Origin of the sequence: Bacteroides sp. FSHCM14E1, from assembly GCF_019633785.1 — a bacterium.
GTDB lineage: Bacteria > Bacteroidota > Bacteroidia > Bacteroidales > Bacteroidaceae > Bacteroides > Bacteroides hominis.
On the sequence record NZ_JADKYL010000014.1, the window covers coordinates 66,639 to 84,840 of the forward strand.

The 18,202-nt window shown below is 43.1% G+C and carries 11 protein-coding genes; 3 read left to right on the forward strand and 8 right to left on the reverse strand.

The annotated features are described in order from the left end of the window. The first annotated feature begins 45 nt into the window (after positions 1-45). Both ahcY and ISX59_RS18040 read left to right on the forward strand, forming a co-directional pair. Positions 46-1,464, forward strand: coding sequence for an adenosylhomocysteinase (gene ahcY, locus ISX59_RS18035; RefSeq protein WP_005781763.1), 1,419 nt, complete (start codon positions 46-48; stop codon positions 1,462-1,464). A gap of 104 nt (positions 1,465-1,568) precedes the next feature. After that, positions 1,569-4,070 carry a YfhO family protein gene (locus ISX59_RS18040; protein ID WP_032539119.1) on the forward strand — a complete coding sequence of 834 codons (2,502 nt, stop codon included), beginning with the start codon at positions 1,569-1,571 and terminating at the stop codon, positions 4,068-4,070. 1,171 nt (positions 4,071-5,241) lie between these two features. Here ISX59_RS18040 and ISX59_RS18045 read toward each other — a convergent pair. The 4 genes from ISX59_RS18045 to ISX59_RS18060 form a co-directional block, all read right to left on the reverse strand. Further along, entirely contained in the window at positions 5,242-6,783 is a 1,542-nt protein-coding gene (locus ISX59_RS18045) for an arylsulfatase (protein WP_032539118.1), read from the reverse strand. A gap of 131 nt (positions 6,784-6,914) precedes the next feature. Then, a complete protein-coding gene (locus ISX59_RS18050; protein WP_005781752.1) occupies positions 6,915-8,864 on the reverse strand; it encodes a RagB/SusD family nutrient uptake outer membrane protein in 1,950 nt (649 codons plus the stop codon). A 21-nt stretch (positions 8,865-8,885) separates the two neighbouring features. After that, positions 8,886-12,398 (reverse strand): TonB-dependent receptor, encoded by a 3,513-nt coding sequence (locus tag ISX59_RS18055; protein WP_005811775.1) that lies wholly within the window; start codon positions 12,396-12,398, stop codon positions 8,886-8,888. 51 nt (positions 12,399-12,449) lie between these two features. Next, positions 12,450-13,430: a FecR family protein gene (locus ISX59_RS18060; protein ID WP_032529846.1), complete on the reverse strand. Its 981-nt coding sequence runs from the start codon at positions 13,428-13,430 to the stop codon at positions 12,450-12,452. 129 nt (positions 13,431-13,559) lie between these two features. Between ISX59_RS18060 and ISX59_RS18065 the strand changes: the two genes are divergently transcribed. After that, positions 13,560-14,111, forward strand: a complete 552-nt coding sequence (locus tag ISX59_RS18065; RefSeq protein ID WP_005781745.1) for an RNA polymerase sigma-70 factor — start codon at positions 13,560-13,562, stop codon at positions 14,109-14,111. A gap of 242 nt (positions 14,112-14,353) precedes the next feature. Here the strand turns inward: ISX59_RS18065 and ISX59_RS18070 are convergent, their stop codons facing one another. The 4 genes from ISX59_RS18070 to pyk form a co-directional block, all read right to left on the reverse strand. Beyond that, complete coding sequence (locus tag ISX59_RS18070) at positions 14,354-15,592, reverse strand: FtsX-like permease family protein (RefSeq protein WP_005781743.1); 1,239 nt, start codon at positions 15,590-15,592, stop codon at positions 14,354-14,356. Continuing rightward, positions 15,589-15,921, reverse strand: coding sequence for a 30S ribosome-binding factor RbfA (gene rbfA, locus ISX59_RS18075; RefSeq protein ID WP_005781741.1), 333 nt, complete (start codon positions 15,919-15,921; stop codon positions 15,589-15,591). The genes ISX59_RS18070 and rbfA overlap by 4 nt, the downstream gene beginning before the upstream one ends. Before the next feature lie 164 nt (positions 15,922-16,085). Beyond that, entirely contained in the window at positions 16,086-16,724 is a 639-nt protein-coding gene (locus tag ISX59_RS18080; RefSeq protein WP_005811781.1) for an O-methyltransferase, read from the reverse strand. A 6-nt stretch (positions 16,725-16,730) separates the two neighbouring features. Beyond that, on the reverse strand, positions 16,731-18,188 hold the full coding sequence (pyk, locus tag ISX59_RS18085; protein ID WP_005781737.1) for a pyruvate kinase: 1,458 nt from the start codon (positions 18,186-18,188) through the stop codon (positions 16,731-16,733). Positions 18,189-18,202: the final 14 nt, after the last annotated feature.

Sequence of the window (18,202 nt, forward strand, 5' to 3'; positions counted from 1 at the left end):
ATGTTCTATCTTTGCACCACTTTATATTTTAAACAATTTACATTTATGTCCACAGAATTATTCTCTACCCTGCCCTACAAAGTGGCAGACATCACACTTGCCGACTTTGGTCGCAAGGAAATCGACTTGGCAGAAAAAGAAATGCCCGGCCTTATGGCTCTTCGCGAAAAATATGGAGAATCCAAACCGTTGAAAGGTGCCCGTATCATGGGTTCGCTGCACATGACAATCCAGACTGCCGTCCTGATTGAAACGCTGGTGGCTTTGGGAGCTGAAGTCCGTTGGTGCTCTTGCAACATATATTCGACACAAGATCATGCAGCAGCAGCCATTGCAGCTTCAGGTGTTGCCGTATTTGCCTGGAAAGGTGAAACTTTGGCAGACTATTGGTGGTGTACCTTGCAGGCTCTGAATTTCGAAGGAGGCAAAGGGCCGACAGTGATTGTCGACGATGGCGGGGATGCCACAATGATGATCCATGTGGGCTATGAAGCAGAAAATAATGCTGCCGTATTGGACAAAGAGGTACATGCCGAAGATGAAATAGAACTGAACGCCATACTGAAAAAAGTGCTGGCAGAAGACAAAGAACGCTGGCACCGGGTAGCGGCTGAAGTGCGCGGAGTTTCGGAAGAGACAACGACCGGCGTGCATCGCTTATACCAGATGCAGGAAGAAGGCAAGTTGTTGTTCCCTGCCTTCAACGTAAACGACTCGGTTACCAAATCTAAATTCGACAACCTGTATGGTTGCCGCGAATCACTGGCAGACGGCATTAAACGTGCCACAGACGTAATGATTGCCGGTAAAGTAGTTGTAGTATGCGGCTATGGAGATGTAGGTAAAGGCTGTTCACACTCCATGCGCTCTTATGGGGCCCGCGTGTTAGTGACAGAAGTCGATCCCATCTGTGCACTTCAGGCCGCTATGGAAGGTTTTGAGGTAGTGACCATGGAGGACGCCTGCAAAGAAGGTAACATCTTTGTTACCACAACCGGTAACATCGACATCATCCGTATCGATCACATGGAACAGATGAAAGATCAGGCCATTGTTTGCAACATCGGTCACTTTGACAATGAAATTCAGGTAGATGCCCTGAAACATTACCCGGGTATCAAACGTGTCAATATCAAACCACAGGTAGACCGTTATTATTTCCCTGACGGGCACAGCATCATTCTGCTGGCAGACGGCCGTTTGGTAAACCTGGGCTGCGCCACAGGACATCCCTCTTTCGTGATGAGCAACTCTTTCACTAACCAGACACTGGCACAGATCGAGCTGTTCAACAAGAAATACGACATCAACGTATATCGCTTGCCGAAACACCTGGATGAAGAAGTAGCCCGACTGCATCTTGAAAAGATCGGCGTAAAGCTGACCAAACTGACTCCTGAGCAGGCTGCCTATATCGGAGTTTCGGTTGACGGCCCATATAAAGCCGACCACTACAGATATTAAAAAGTTACGATTGGACGATTTACGAATAACGGTTAAGCCGGATTGTAAATCGTCTAATCCTACAGTCAAACCTCAATCATAAATTGTAAATCGTCTAATCGTAAATGAAAAAGTTTCTTCCAGACCTTATTGCCATTCTGGCATTCATAGTCATCTCTTTCATCTATTTCTTCCCGGCGATCACTGAAGACCGGATTCTCTTCCAGCACGACACCGTAGCCGGAGCCGGAGCCGGACAGGAAGCTAAAGAGTACTATGAAAAAACAGGTGAACGCACACGTTGGACAAACGCCCTTTTCGGAGGAATGCCCACCTACCAGATGTCCCCAAGTTACGACTCCACCGAGCCACTGACATTCGTACAAAAAGTATATCATCTTTTTCTCCCAAACTACGTATGGCTCACATTTATCATGATGCTCGGATTCTATATCCTGCTAAGGGCATTCGGCATACCGGCATGGCTCTCGGGGTTGGGAGGAATTATCTGGGCCTTTTCGTCCTACTTCTTCATTTTGATTGCTGCCGGACATATCTGGAAATTCATCACCCTTGCCTATATACCACCTACAATAGCAGGTATTGTACTTGCTTACCGGAAAAAATATTTGTTAGGAGGGATTGTCACTGCTTTGTTCATGGCCATGCAGATTCTGTCCAACCATGTGCAAATGACCTACTATTTCCTGTTTGTCATTCTCTTCATGGTAGGTGCATTCTTCGAAGATGCCTGGCGCAAAAAAGAACTTCCCCAGTTCTTCAAAGCTACCGGTGTGCTGATTATCGCCGGATTAATCGGTGTATCCATCAATCTTTCGAGCCTATACCACACTTACGAGTATAGCAAAGAAACGATGCGTGGCAAAAGTGAGTTGAAATATGAAGGAGCTGCCGCAAAGCAGACAAGCAGCGGGCTCAATCGTGACTATATCACCCAATGGAGCTATGGCATCGGCGAAACATTCTCATTACTGGTCCCCAATGTCAAGGGAGGCGCCTCGGTGCCATTGTCACGAAGTGAAAAGGCAATGGAAAAAGCCAATCCGATGTACAGCAGCCTCTACTCACAACTGACCCAGTACTTCGGCGACCAACCCATGACAAGCGGTCCTGTCTACGTAGGTGCTTTTGTACTAATGCTTTTCATTCTGGGCTGTTTCATTGTAAAAGGTCCCATGAAATGGGCACTGTTAGGAGCCACCATTTTCTCTATCCTGCTTTCGTGGGGTAAAAATTTTATGGGGCTGACAGACTTCTTTATCGATTACATCCCGATGTATAATAAGTTCCGCGCCGTATCTTCCATTCTGGTAATTGCCGAGTTTACCATTCCCCTGCTCGCGATTCTCACCCTGAAAGAGATACTTACCAAGCCGGAGCTGCTGAAAGAGAAACTGAAATATATCTATATCAGTTTCGGACTGACCGGGGGACTTGCGCTACTTTTTGCCATTGCTCCCCGCCTATTCTTCCCGACTTATATTCCTGCTAACGAGATGGCAGCCCTGCAGAATGCTCTGCCCGCCGATCAGTTATCGCCTATAGTGGCTAATCTTGAAGAGATGCGTGTGCACCTTTTCACTTCTGACGCTTGGCGCAGTTTCTTTATCGTTACTATCGGTACCCTGCTCTTACTGGCTTACAACGCAAAAAAACTGAAAGCGACCTGGACTGTTGCCGCTATTGCCCTGCTATGCCTGGGAGACATGTGGAGCGTAAACAAACGCTACTTGTACGACGAACAGTTCGTCCCGAAATCCGAACAGGCTGCAACGTTCCGGAAGAGTCAGACAGATGAACTGATCCTGCAAGATCAATCACCGGATTACCGTGTATTGAACTTCGCAGGCAATACATTCGAAGAAAACAATACTTCTTATTGGCACAAGAGCGTAGGTGGCTACCATGCTGCCAAACTCCGCCGTTATCAGGAAATGATAGACCACCATATTGCCAAAGAAATGCAGGCAGCCTATCAGGAAGTAGCAACAGCAGACGGTCAAATGGACAGTGTGAACGCAGCTAAATTCCCTGTACTGAATATGCTGAATACAAAGTACTTTATATTCCCTGCCGGGCAACAAGGGCAAACAGTCCCCATTGAAAACCCATATGCTTTCGGTAATGCGTGGTTCGTAGATAAAGTACAGTACGTGAACAATGCGAACGAAGAAATCGATGCCATCGGGCAAGTCGACCTCCAACAAACCGCTATAGTAGACTCTAAGTTTAAAGAGGCCTTGAAAGGGGTGAACGAGGGCTACAAAGACTCACTGTCCACCATCCGGTTGACCGGCTATGAACCCAACCAATTAGTATACGAGACTTCCTCGCCCAAAGACGGTGTAGTTGTATTCTCGGAAATATATTATCCGGGATGGACGGCAACCATTGATGGCAAACCTGCCGATATTGCCCGTGCAGATTACATCTTACGTGCTATGAATGTACCGGCGGGTAAGCATACTATCGAAATGCGTTTTGATCCGCAAAGCCTGCACGTCACAGAAGGTATTGCATATGGAGCGATGGCATTATTGCTGATAGGAGTAATTATTCTGGTATGGATCAACCGGAAAAAATATGGAGAAAGCATAAAAAAATAACCGTCTACAGAGACCGGTTCATCATTTACAAACACGAACTCCTCAGACAGAAGTAGTCTGAGGAGTTTGTGTTTTATTCTATACGTAATTTATTATTAATTCTTTCATACTCTCTATAATTTCTTTTTCATTGATGGCATCTAAAAAAGAGTAGCCTCATCGAAAGTGATAAATTCCGGATTCATATACACCGCTTGAGTTATTAAAACACATTATTTTTACCCAACACTTAAATCAAGACCTTCAATATCGCTTAGGAAGCTATTCTGTAAATTCAGCAATGCGATCATAAGAACAGCCTGTATCAAATGTGCCATACCTCTTATGCCATTCATCTATATTCAACCGATTCATTGCCCCTAAATTCTTTGAATAAATCGTAGAATCAGCTACAAAACTATTCAATGGACGACACAAGGTTATAGAAAAAACATTCTGACATCTTGTTCTATCTTAGAGATTAAACATCAACCAATACAAAAAGGTTGCAATAAAAATATATTCAAGTAAATAAATCCGCGATAGCTTTTTGTCATTTTGTCTAAATGTATTTTAAACACCCTTTAGAGTCGTTTTTTTGCACACCAATAACAAAGAAAGAATAAAAAAACTCAGAAATAGCGTTGTTCTAAAAATCACATAGCCACCAAATACAGTGAAATACTATAAGAAAGATAATTAGCCGATCCCATTTACTATTCACAAGAAAGCCAGATAACAAACGAACGTTCAGAATGATATTAAAAAAAGAGGCCTCTAAAACTTTATTATAGAAAAAAAAGCCACTTTCTTCCCCTGAATTAAAGGCTTTTCCAAGAAAAAAAGTGCGTTTTTCATCAGAAAACAAACTTATTATTAATAAGAAGTTAACTTCCTACTCTCAGGAAATTAATTCTCTGCCGACAGGAAGTTAGTTATTTGCCGGCAGGAAGTTAACTTCGTGCCGGCACCTCTCACATTATTTCCCGGTAACAAGTGATCTAAAAAGAAATATCCGATGATTCCTCCTCTATTTCGCTACATTTCGCCAAAGTGGATGTCAGCAAATAAGTAGAATATCAAACATTTTGATACCAAACCACATTTTAAACCATCAAATTAAAAGCGCCATCCTTCCTCTGAATAGAGGATAAAGGATGGCGCTTGATATAACTTCTTACTAAGCACCTTCTTACATCACGGCAGGTAACGTTACCTTGAAATTCGGATTTTCCGTATGTTGCCGGTGGATAATTCCAACCATTTTCTTCACAATATCCGGATTCTCGGCAGCTACATTATGGTCTTCATGGATATCTGTTGCCAAATTATAAAGGAAAGGAATACCTTTCTTAACAACCATTTTCCAATCTCCCATGCGTACGCCTATCTGGTTCGTTTCATTAAATTCCCAATAAAGAAAATCATGTTTCTTCTGGTTCTTCTTACCCAACAGAGTCCGGGCAAAAGAGATACCATCAAAATAATCGGATTCTTTCTTCTTATTCACATATTTTTTCGGGAAATTCTTCACACCCGTCAAATCACACAAGGTAGGCATGACGTCGTAGAAAGCACATTGGTGATCATTCACTGTTCCGGCAGCAACCTGACCGGGCCAACGAACAATAAACGGAACACGGATACCGCCCTCGTAACACTGGCGTTTCAAGCCACGCAACTTCCCGTCACGCCCGAAGAAAGTGGGATCGGCCCCGCCTTCCTCGTGGGGACCATTATCACTGGTAAAGATGACAATCGTATTTTTATCCAATCCTTTCTCTTCTAACTTCTTCAGGACCTCACCCACATAATGGTCCAAACGGGTGATCATACCTGCAAACTGCGCATGTACATGGGTGATAGCGTTATATCGGGACCCCTTCTGACCACCAAAAGCTTTATCATCAGTAAACTGTGTCTTGTAATGGTTCAGAATAGAGTCTTCCGGCTGCACCAGTTCTGCGTGAGGCAAAGTATAGGTGAAAACACCGAAAAAAGGTTGATCTTCATTCTGTTTATCGATCCATTCCATCGCTTTCTGATGAATCAAATCGGCTGAGTATTGAGTACGTTTATGATAATCGGGACCGTACATCGGATATTTGATATTCTCTTCCATCACAACACGTACGACACCCGTATCGCCCAACGACTGGCTATAACGGTTCAGGAAATTGGGATAATAGAGGTGAGCCTGAAACTGACAGATATATCCGTAATATTCATCGATTCCCCTTTTATCCGGAGTGGACACAGAACCTTCGTACCCCCCTGCCCATTTGCCAAACATACCGGTAGTATATCCGTTACCTTTCATGATCTCAGGCAAAATGATATGTTCCGGATCATAAGGGTGTTGTCCGACAACCGAGAATTCTTTATTATCGCCATACATCACCGTAGATGCTTGAGTCCAATACTCTTTATTGCCACGTACTTCACAATGCCCGGTATGCTGTCCGGTCATCAACGACGCACGCGAAGGTGCGCTCACCGGACTTCCGGCATAGGCTTGCGTAAAGCGCATACCTTCACGGGCCATGTTGTCGATGTTGGGCGTACTGATGTATGGCTGTCCGTAACAACCCAAATCTCCATACCCCATATCATCGCACATGATAAAGATGATATTCGGTTTTTGAGGGTCATGTGCCTTCTCTTGATGGGCAAATGCTTGCGAGCTACCCAGCCCGACAAGCAATGCACTGCTATAAATGATTTTCTGGTTCATTCGTTGGGTTTATTTCGATTTCACCACAGATTACACGGATTTTCACAGATTAATAATTTATTTCACTGAGAGCTAAGTTAAATAATCTGTGTAATCTGTGGTGAGTTTGGTTCATTTATATTCCGCTTCAGTTATTCCCATCCCGGATTGTTAGGTGCAAGTGCAGGATTCAGAATAATCTCCTGGCTGGGAACTTCATAAAGATAATATCTCTCCTGCCAGCCTTCGCCTGCTTTGATAGGGTCGGGTTGCAGATAGATATATCCTTCTGTCATGGCTCCGTCGGCAGGATCCGGTCCGCCGGTCGTTTCATCCAGCAAGAACTGGGCACCATGTCTGAACTTATCTTTCGTCATCCACATTCCTTTGAGCTGACGATTAAGGAACCAGGGAGCCATTCTCCAACGACGGATATCATAGAATCCGAAGCCTTCACCCATTAACTCGATAATACGTTCACGACGGACTTCCCACAAAACAGGATCTACCAGAACACCTTGTTCATTACCTTTCGGGTAATAGCGGCCACGATTCGGGTCAAAGCTATCGTTGATCTCGGCAACCTTCATATCTGCCACACCGGCACGTTTACGTAGTTTATTGATAGACTCGTCGGCCACTGCCTGAGTGAACTGCCCTGTCTCGCACATAGCCTCAGCATAATTCAGCAATACCTCTTCTATTTTGAAGATAGGTTTATCCGATGTGTTCAGAGTGATACCTCCATTTCGGTTCGTTTCCCAGTTGCTCCAGTTCTTCCAGAAGTAATATCCCGAACGGCTTCTCACGAAACCTGTAGCTCCGATACCTCCCATAAAGTTGGGTGAAGAAGGAACCAGTGAGGCTGCCCAATTCTGTCCGGGCAGACGTTTCATACCGATACCGGGGTTATCACACGATTCGTTAGGTCCCATTATGTCAATGTATTCACGGTCGGCAGGATCATCGGTATAATCCCATGTTCTGGGATCATCTTTCGTCTTGGCCTTTGCTTTTACTTTATACGGAGGCATCACCACATGATATAAACGCGGGTCACGGTCGCGGAAAGTAGCGTATGGCGTTTTGTCTCCATGATAGTTCTCAGAAGTAGCAATCGGCTTACCGTCCTTACACAGATAGAGATCAACTGTGTGCTGGTTCATCTCCACATTATGGCTATCCATGTGTTCCAATGCACTGAAGTTGGCCATCTTGATGTCCTGAACAAACTCCATGTACAGAATGACTCCCGGCACTTTGCCCAAATCTTCTGTAGTCCACATCTCCCCATATCCGGCTGCAGGCTGACCGTCTGTTCCGTAGTAAAGAGTAGGATAATCATTCATCAACAGGCGAGACACCCGGATACATTCGTCAAAGAACTTCTGGGCACCCTCCATTCCGTGATATTTGCGCCAAGTGGCTTCACGCAACGTAAATCGTGAGATAGCTGCACGAATACAATCACGATTGATGGTATTCGCACCGTCTTGTTTCTCAAAATCCCCGATATTCGCTTCAGCCCATTTCAAACGATTCAATACGGAGTCTGCTACAATCTCACGGTCAACACGGGGGCCGTAAGCTTCGGGAGAACTTTCGTTAAGAACCGTATTGACCCAAGGCACTGCCCCGAAACGGTTGATAAGCTCCATGTACCAATATGAGTGGAAGAAATATCCCACCGCACGCCAATGGTCTTTTTCAGCATCAGTCATTTCTGACTTATCGATATTGGCAAGCAAGATGTTAGCACGACGGAATGTGCCGGAAAATCCCCAGCCATTGCCCGAAGCCACACTCTGCACCCTTCCGAAAGCATAGTCATTACCTGACTCATTGGCACGACTCTCCAAGTATCCGGCATTCATATCACCTGCGTAACAAGATCCTTGCCCGGTTCCGTTGATTGTATTGGCTATATTATTGTCTTTGAATATCTCATAGCAGGGCCATGCAAACGACTTAAAGTTATCGTAAGATTTAAAAGCATTATTCTCTGTCAGACTGGTGACAGGCGCATGCTCCAAAAAGCTGTCATTACATCCGGCCAGTCCGATTCCGGCTAAAATAGCCAATGATAGATATATCTTTTTCATTTTTAATTCTTGGTTATGCGTTTATAATGTAAAGTTGATACCGAACGAAACAGTACGGAATGCCGGATAGTTCCAGCTCAAGGTTTCAGGATCGATACCTGAAGGCAATGAAGAGAAAGTTGCCAGATTCTCTACACTGACAAAACCCTTCAACTGATTCAAGCCGATTCGGGATATCCATGTTTTAGGAACAGTATACGACAAAGTAACGTTCTTGATGCGGAAGTAAGCGGCGTTAGATAAGTATCTGTCTGTCTTACGTCCATAGTTGGAGCCGACTGTCGGATTCTGTCCGTACATACGTGGATATTTTGCATTCGGATTTACAGCAGTATAATCTCCATTGGCGGCATCTACCGGTTTCCAGTAGTCGGTCAGACCGTCAAATAACGGTTGGTACTTGATATCATTCACTGAGTAAATGTACATCGGGAATACCAGGTTGTTGGCAATCCATGCATCACGTTGACCGGTACCCTGCATCATAATATTCAGGTCGAAACCTTTATAATTGGCACCGAGAGTAATACCATACAGGTATTTAGGCAGGCTATTACCTATTACTTTCTGGTCACCGGGGTTATCCAATGTACCGTCTCCGCTGTCGATCTGGTTCGTACTCTTATCGTCATCACGGAGATTCTTGAATTTCAAGTCACCGGGACGCGGGCTGACACCTTTAATAGAGGCTACCCCGTCTTTAAGTTTCCAGCTGTTGGTATCTACAAAATCATCTACTGTATAGAATCCGTCTACTTCATATCCCCAGATCTCACCCAGTCTTTGTCCCGGATAGAAATTACTCAGCAATTTAGAAGCAGCATTGTCATCGTACTTAGTGATTTCAGAGTAGCTGTCAGAAAGATTGAATCCGACACGGTAGTTGAATTTACCGATGCGGTCTCTCCAGTTCACAGCCAGTTCCCAACCACGGGTACGCATATCAGCTGTATTCTGGAAAGGAGAACTTGCACCCACAACAGCAGGAAGCTGCATACCCGGTGCCAACATTCCTTTTGTGTCACGCTGATACCAATCGAACACGGCATTCAGACGATTGCCAAACATATTCAGATCCAAACCGATATCAGTAGTCGCTACTTTCTCCCAGGTAAAACTTGTACTTACCAGATTCGGCAAAGAGTTAATGGCAGTTACATAATCACCGCCTGACAACCAGCCGTTGTACTTGTTACTGACACTCATAGTCGGGAAATATGCATAGTTCACTACATTCTGGTTGCCGATCACACCATAAGATGCACGAATCTTCAGACCATCAATATAATTGCGTGTAACCTCCATAAACTTTTCCTGAGCCACGTTCCATCCCAAAGATACAGACGGGAAGAAACCGAAACGGGAATCTTTCGGGAATTTGGATGATCCGTCATAACGCCCGTTCACCTCCAGCAAATATTTATCCATGTAGTTATAATTAACCCGGAAGAATCCGCCACGAACAGAATATTCATTATAGCTGTCTGTCGCTTTCAGGTCACCAGTACCTGAGCCTAAGGCCGGCACTTCGATAACAGCTTGATTGTAAGACAGCACATTTACTCCTTCCGTATATTTAGACTCCTGGTTGAAACCGGCCATTACGCTAAAATGGTGGTCTTTCTTAATATCAAACTTATATGTACCATAAATATTGAAGGCATTGTAATCGGTGAACTGTTTTTCTTTCTGCAAATAGTCTTTTGCAGCATTCCAGATGTTGTTACCTCCCTGTATGTCTGTATACTGAGTTTTTCCGGTATAGAAATTATAGTCATACATGTTTTTGTCAAACGTGTATTCAAATACCCCTTCAAAGCCTTTGAATGGCTTCAAAATAGATTTCACGAAAACACGCGGATTGTCATACGACTTTTTCCATTTATTCGCCAACAACACCTGATTGCGCGGTGTATTGAAAGGCAAATCCTGAGAGATTGTAGAACAAACGTCCGCAGGCATATTACCTTCCGGTTGATAAGAAACCTGATTACTACCGAACATGCTTCCCAGACCGGAACTCGGTTGTGACTGATTGGTACGCGCATAGCTCATTGTCAGTTCCTGAGTAAACCATTTGGTAATATCAGCAGAAATATAAGAATTGATATTCAGACGTTCATACGTATCTTTATCGGTAATCAAAACACCGTCCGTAGATACATATCCGGCTGACATACGGTAACGCAACTTATCTGTACCGCCGGATACAGAAAGATTATGATTCATCTGGAAACTGGTCTCCATAAAATTCTTATATGGATCATGTTCGTTCAGATAATATAAGGCTCCGTCCGTATCGGCAAAAATACCATCACCTACAGTTTTGATAGATGAAGGATCCTGCCTGTACTGTGTCAGGTATTCCTTCCATTTTGAAACACTGGGTGAACCATAAGACCAATAAGCATCAGAATATCCTCCATCCTGATAAGCCTGCAGGTAATCCATTAACGATGCTTGCTTCGGCAGATTCATTGCAGTAGCAAAACCGAAATTATTGTTATAGTTCAGGCGGAAAGCCGTAGCTTCTTTCGGGCGCTTAGTAGTCACCAGAACCACACCACCGGCCGCACGCGCACCATAAATAGCTGCCGAAGCAGCATCTTTCAGTACCGTCACCGTTTCGATATCTTCCGGATTCAACATGTCGAGGCTACCCTCTACATTATCAATCAAGATAAGAGGCGCGACATTGGCACCATAGCTTCCGTCGCTATTCTTGATACCTACTGAATAGGCACCACGCAGTTGGAATGACTTTCCGCTACCCGGTGCATTCCCGCTATTAGATACCAGCAGTCCCGGAACCGTACCTTGCAATGCATCGGAAGCTGTCATAATAGGACGGTCCCCGATAATCTCATCCATTTTGATAGATGAAACAGCACCTGTCAGGTTTGCTTTCTTTTGTGAACCGAAACCGACTACCACTACTTCGTCTAAGGTACGAGAGTCATCTTTCAGCACTATCTTCAAAGGAACACCGGCCACGGCTTTCACTTCTTGTGTTACATAACCGATATAAGAGATAACGATAACAGCACCCGGATTTACCGACAAAGAGAAATTTCCCTCTACATTACTGATCGTACCATTCTGGGCATTGTTTTTTTCCATAATGGTAGCACCAATAATCGATTCTCCCAGGTTATCCCTGATATTACCTTTTACAACGATCTTATTACTCTGCTGTGGTGTGGAAACTACCTCCGGAGCACTCTTCAGAATAACTTCATTGCCCTTGATGACATAGCTGATACCACTGTCTTTAAACAGCACATTCAGTACCTCCTCTATGGAGCCTTCACAATTGATGTCACGGATCTTTGCATTACCCAAATCGGCTGCCTTGTAAAAGAACGTATATTTACTGTTCTTTTCAATAACCTGGATGGCCTGTTTAATGCTCATTGCCTTTCCCTGCACGGCTATCTGTCCCTGCACGGCAAAAACGGACATAGGATACAGGAGCATAAACATAATTACGCCTGCCAGAAAACGCCTGTTACAGACGCTAAAACATTGTCTCATGTCTTTCATTTTTTTGATTATACGATTAATTAGTGATTGATAAAAAAGCGATTATTTATAAATAATGATTCTCTGTGTTTCTTTTCTAAATTTCAAATTCATATTGATACAAATCTTTTCGATAACTTTAGATGCGGGGTCATCATAACGCATATAGCCTGTGAACAAGTCATTTCGGGATACTTTCTCGTCGAGCTCTACCGGAATATGGTAAATATCATGAATGGCTTCTATCAAATCATCCATACGCATGTCGACAAATTTGTAACGTCCCTCATCCCAACTGATATTACCTATATTCTTTAATATCACTTCATCCTTTTCGGGATGAAAAATAACCTGTTGCAAAGGTTTCATTTCAATCTTCCTCTGCGAAGCCTTAGCGTTGAAATCAACCTTTCCACTGAAAAGAGTCACTTCCGCACCATACTGCCGGGTGGACTGAACACGAAAAACCGTCCCTTTGACTTCTACAAATGCCTGATCAATATATACCTTAAAATTACGTCCCTTACGTTTGGTTACCTCAAAAGTAGACTCTCCCTCCAACCAGACTTCCCGTTTATCCATAAAGTCCTGTGAAAAACGGATTCGACTTCCGGCTTGCATCCAAACCCTTGAACTGTCGGGGAGCACGTACAACCGGCTATTTGAAGAAACAATCTCAGTATACTCAATGATATGTTGCGAAGTGACAGGCTCCTCATTAAAAAAGAAGATACTTCCCCCAACAACCAATAACACTGTAATACATGCAGCGAGAGCAATCTTCAAGTACCTGAGCTGGAGCCGTTGCTTACGTTCAAAAGGAGTCTGACATTTGGAATCAATCTTATTCCAAATCCTACTTTCAACAGCAGCATCATCCACTATATTCCTTGCAGCATCAAATTGTTTTTTCATCTTTGTCTCCACAACATCCCAGTGCGCCAGCTCTTCTACTTCTCCCGGAGAAGACTTACCGGCAATCAATTTGCGGACAAGCTGATCGTATTTATTAGAAATCTTCATATTCTTTATATTTCTTTCCAAAAGCCCAAGCTATATTTATAAATCTATCCATAAATACACAATTTATAAAATTCCCCCCTATATGTTTTCCGCTTTTTTTCTGTTTTATAAATTGAGTATGCTATATTTGTAATCCAAACGTAACTCTTAATGAACGAAAAAGAAGCAATTATTAAACTGAAGACCCGCAATGATAAAGCTGCCTTTGCATTCCTGTACCACTCTTATTGGGCTAAGGTTTACAACTTTACGCGACTTTATGTCACTTCTTTGGTTGATGTGGAGGAAATCGTTCAAGAGGTTTTTATTAAAATCTGGGAGAGCAGAGAGTCTTTGGATGAAGAGCAAAACTTTGCAGGATATCTGTTCATCACCATGCGTAACCTTGTTTTTAACCGCTCCCGCAAGAATCTGAACGAGGCTTTCTACCAACTGTCAGTGATAGAAGCAGTAGAAGAGTCATATGATATAGAAGAAGAACTGGATGCAGCCAATCTACGGACACATATCGAATCACTTATTTCAATGTTACCACCCCGGCAACAGGAAGTATTCCGTCTGAGCAGGGACGAAGAACTTTCTTATCGTGAAATTGCAGAGAAACTGCAAATATCGGAAAGAACAGTGGAACACCACATATCCGATGCTTTGAAGTTTCTAAGAAAAAACATCAAGCTTTACACATTATTCCTTTCATTATAAATGAAGTAGCGCTGCTCTTCCCCGTTGGGACAGAACAGCGCCGATCATCAGTTTTTATGAAAAACGAAACTTTCTTTCATAGAGAGGTATTACACTTACATAACAATTCTCTCTTCACAGAGATACTATTAACACTATATATAAACATGATGATTTTCATTAATAAATCAAAAATAAACATTTCTATAAAAATAAGAAATGGAAATCGACTAATAGAACAATTTAATCGATCAAAATGTTCTCTACATTTTCAGTAAACGCTTACTCAAATACCTTACCGGATACCAGACAGATAAAAATCCGACAGTAAATACGGTAATAAATATCACGATGACATCCCCCAAATGAACACTGACCGGATAGGAATCAACTACAAAATTACCTGCAGCATTACCTCCACCCAATGAAACTATCCCGTAGGCCATCTGAACCCAACATAGAACCAAGCCGAGTATAATCCCGATTATAGCCCCATAAAAGGAAATCATACACCCTTCGAAAAGGAAAATACGCGAAACAAGCCGATCGTCAGCTCCCAATTTACGAAGTGTATTCACATCTTCCTTTTTATCCAGAATAAGCATCGACAGCGAACCTATCACATTGAAACAGGCGATCACGAGAATAAAGGTAAGAAACAAATACGAAACCAATTTCTCTATCTCCATGATGCGAAACACATCCTCCTGCTGCTCGTAACGGTTACGAATAACAAAACCATCTCCTAACGCCTTCCCGATCTTTTCTTTCACTACAGAAATATTAGATCCCGGCTTTAGTTTCAGTTCTATTGCAGACACTTCGGTAGTATAATCAAGCAAACGCCGGGCAAAATCCAACGAAGTGAGAATATACTGTCCGTCATACTTCTGCTGATTGACTACAAACACTACACCGGGCGAATACAAATAATCCATATTAAAGGAAGCAGCCGGATTTGCAAGATTAACCTTTCCATTCCTTTTAGGAATATATACCTGCAAAGGATCGACAAACCTGATTCCGGTCCCCAATGTAGAGACAAGCTCAATCCCCATCACTCCATAATCCACAACAGAATCGTTCAACAAAAACTCGCCTGCTCCATAAAGGATACTATCTATCGCAGTCAACTGCTCAAAATTATCTTGTACCCCCTTTATAACAGCCATTGTTTGACGATCCTTGTATTGCACCATCGCATTCTCTTCAAGTGTTTCAGTCAACACATCTACTTCCGGCATCTGCCGGATAGCCTGAATACGCGGATCCTGTGCATCGAAAACTTTCCCTTCGGCAATCGTCACTTTCAGTTCCGGATCAAACACAGTAAACAGATCGGCTACTGTATCCTGAAAACCATTGAATACGGAAAGTGTACACACCATTGCCATCGTAGCCAATGCTACTCCACACACGGAAATAGCCGAAATGATATTAATGGCATTGTGTTTCTTCTTTGAGAAAAGATATCGCCGGGCTATGTAGAAGGGAAGATTCACTTCAACAAGGCATCTATCTTTTCAATGTAGTCCAGCGAATCGTCCACAAAAAATTTCAATTCGGGGATAATGCGCAACTGATGACGAACACGGGTACCGAGTTCGAAACGGATGGACTTCATATTATTATTGATATTCTTTACCATTTCTTCGCTTTTATCAGAAGGGAAGACACTTAAATATACGCGGGCAATGCTCATATCAGGGCTGATACGTACAGCACTGACAGATACCAACACACCGGGCATGGCCTTGGTCTGCAACAGAAAAATCTCACTGAGTTCTTTCTGTAACAAACGGGCTATCTTATTCTGTCTCGTTGTTTCCATAAACTTTCTACGTAATTATTTTATCAAACAAGCAATTAGCACTTGTTACAATAGAACACAAAATTAGAGAAATATATCGTTTGAAAGATAAAATATGTACTATTTTTAATCTTCATTATTGAATTATTCTTCCAATGCTAAAGAGTAATCAACTAATACACATCTCACTTTTTACGAATAATGGTCAGTCCATCACGCAAAGGGAGGATTACTTTCTCCACTCGTTCATCATGTGCCACCAATTCGTTGAAAGCCTTAATACCGATGGTCTGATAGTCGTTGTTATGTGGCTCTTCCAGCACATGACCATCCCATAAAGTGTTATCGGCTATGATATATCCTCCGGGAGAAAGATGCGCAAGAGTCATCTCATAATATTCAATATACTTACGTTTATCGCCATCCACAAAAGCAAGGTCAAACGTAACTCCCAATGCAGGTATCAATTGGAGAGCATCTCCAATGTAGAATTTAATTTTATCAGCATAAGCTGAATTTTCGAGCCAGGGACGGGTAAAGTCTTCCTGTTCGTCATTTATCTCAAATGTGTGGAGCATTCCACCCTCCTCAAGTCCTTCGGCCAAGCAAAGGGCGGAATAGCCACTATAAGTTCCTATTTCTAATATCTGACGAGGCCGTATCATACGAACAAACATCTTCAACATACGCCCCTGCAGATGACCGGAAGCCATACGGGGACGCAGAAGCTTGACATGCGTATCCCGATAAAGAGCTTTCAGGTATTCACCTTCTTCATCGATATGCTTTAGGATATATTCGTCTAAAAGATCGGTCTCTTTCATCTCATCCTACAGATAACGGTTGCTATTAGGCAATACACTGTCACCGGCATGCTTCAAAGCATCTTCCACGACATTGATCTCAAGGAAAGAGGTTTGTGTCCCGGCTTTACCGCTACTCAGATAACCCACCATATCAGTAGGATGTAAACGTCCTTCTTTCAATAAACGACGCAGAGCGGCAAAATAATACTCCTGTCCGTTGGCCAACTCAGGCATGTAGATCGCCTCCACTCCATAAGAGAGTGCCAGGTGACGCATCGTTTTCTCCTTATAACAAATGGCAAGCACCGGATATTTACCACGGAAAGCAGCCAGATTACGTGCAGTGCGCCCTTGATAGCTATCAGTAATGATAGCGCGTATTTTTAGTTTAGTAGTTGCTTTCACAGCCTGTTTGGCAAGGAAAGCTGTCACGTCATTACTATTCTCATCCAGAGGAATACGGATATCATTTTCTTCCAATTTGTCTTTTTCAGCCTGCGCAGCAATCTTAGTCATGGTTTTCACAGCCTCCACCGGATATTTACCATACGCGGTTTCACCACTCAACATCAGAGCATCCGTACGATAATAGATAGCATTCGCAATATCGGTTACTTCAGCACGAGTCGGACGCGGATTATTTATCATCGTATGTAACATCTGTGTAGCTACGATTACCGGCTTCTTGGCAAGAATACATTTACGTATCAATGTACGCTGAATTCCCGGAATGCGTTCCTGTGGAACTTCAATACCCAAGTCACCGCGAGCTACCATCACTCCATCAGCGACTTCCAGAATCTCATCTATATTATCTACACCTTCTTGATTCTCTATCTTAGCAATAATACGGATATCGCTGTTGTGTGCATCCAGAATTTCACGAATATCAAGCACATCCTGACGGTTACGTACAAAAGAATGTGCTATGAAATCGATATCTTTTTCTATCGCATAAAGAATGTTATTACGATCTTTTTCAGTCAGAGAAGGCAGGTTGATGCGGACCCCGGGAACATTTACACTCTTACGGCTCCCCAAGGTTGCTTCATTCTGTACCTCACAAAGCAAATATTCGGACGTTTTATCAATAACCCGCAACTCAAGATCACCATCGTCAATCAAAATAGTCCCACCTATATTCAAATCGTGTACGAAGTTCGGATAAGAAACGGCAATACATTCACGGGTAGTCTCACGTTCGGGATCCCCCACAATTTTAACCTTCTCGCCAATCTGATAAAGTATTGGTTCCGCATTGGCAGTGGTACGTACCTCCGGGCCTTTAGTATCCATAAGGATAGCGATGCGATTGGACACGGTACGAACATTGGCAATCAACGCTTCAAACCCTTCACGACTGGCGTGAGCTGTGTTCATACGAACCACATTCATCCCTGCATCAAACAACTCTTTTATAAAATCTACATCGCAACGTCTGTCTGAGATGGAAGCTACGATTTTAGTCTGTTTCAGCAACATAATCTATCTACCTA

Excerpts from the sequence above, each read along its gene's own strand:
- ahcY (WP_005781763.1), top strand. The coding sequence starts at position 46 with ATGTCCACAGAATTATTCTCTACCCTGCCCTACAAAGTGGCAGACATC.
- ISX59_RS18040 (WP_032539119.1), top strand. The coding sequence starts at position 1,569 with ATGAAAAAGTTTCTTCCAGACCTTATTGCCATTCTGGCATTCATAGTC.
- ISX59_RS18045 (WP_032539118.1), bottom strand. The coding sequence starts at position 6,783 with ATGAACCAGAAAATCATTTATAGCAGTGCATTGCTTGTCGGGCTGGGT.
- ISX59_RS18050 (WP_005781752.1), bottom strand. The coding sequence starts at position 8,864 with ATGAAAAAGATATATCTATCATTGGCTATTTTAGCCGGAATCGGACTG.
- ISX59_RS18055 (WP_005811775.1), bottom strand. The coding sequence starts at position 12,398 with ATGAGACAATGTTTTAGCGTCTGTAACAGGCGTTTTCTGGCAGGCGTA.
- ISX59_RS18065 (WP_005781745.1), top strand. The coding sequence starts at position 13,560 with ATGAACGAAAAAGAAGCAATTATTAAACTGAAGACCCGCAATGATAAA.
- rbfA (WP_005781741.1), bottom strand. The coding sequence starts at position 15,921 with ATGGAAACAACGAGACAGAATAAGATAGCCCGTTTGTTACAGAAAGAA.
- ISX59_RS18080 (WP_005811781.1), bottom strand. The coding sequence starts at position 16,724 with ATGAAAGAGACCGATCTTTTAGACGAATATATCCTAAAGCATATCGAT.
- pyk (WP_005781737.1), bottom strand. The coding sequence starts at position 18,188 with ATGTTGCTGAAACAGACTAAAATCGTAGCTTCCATCTCAGACAGACGT.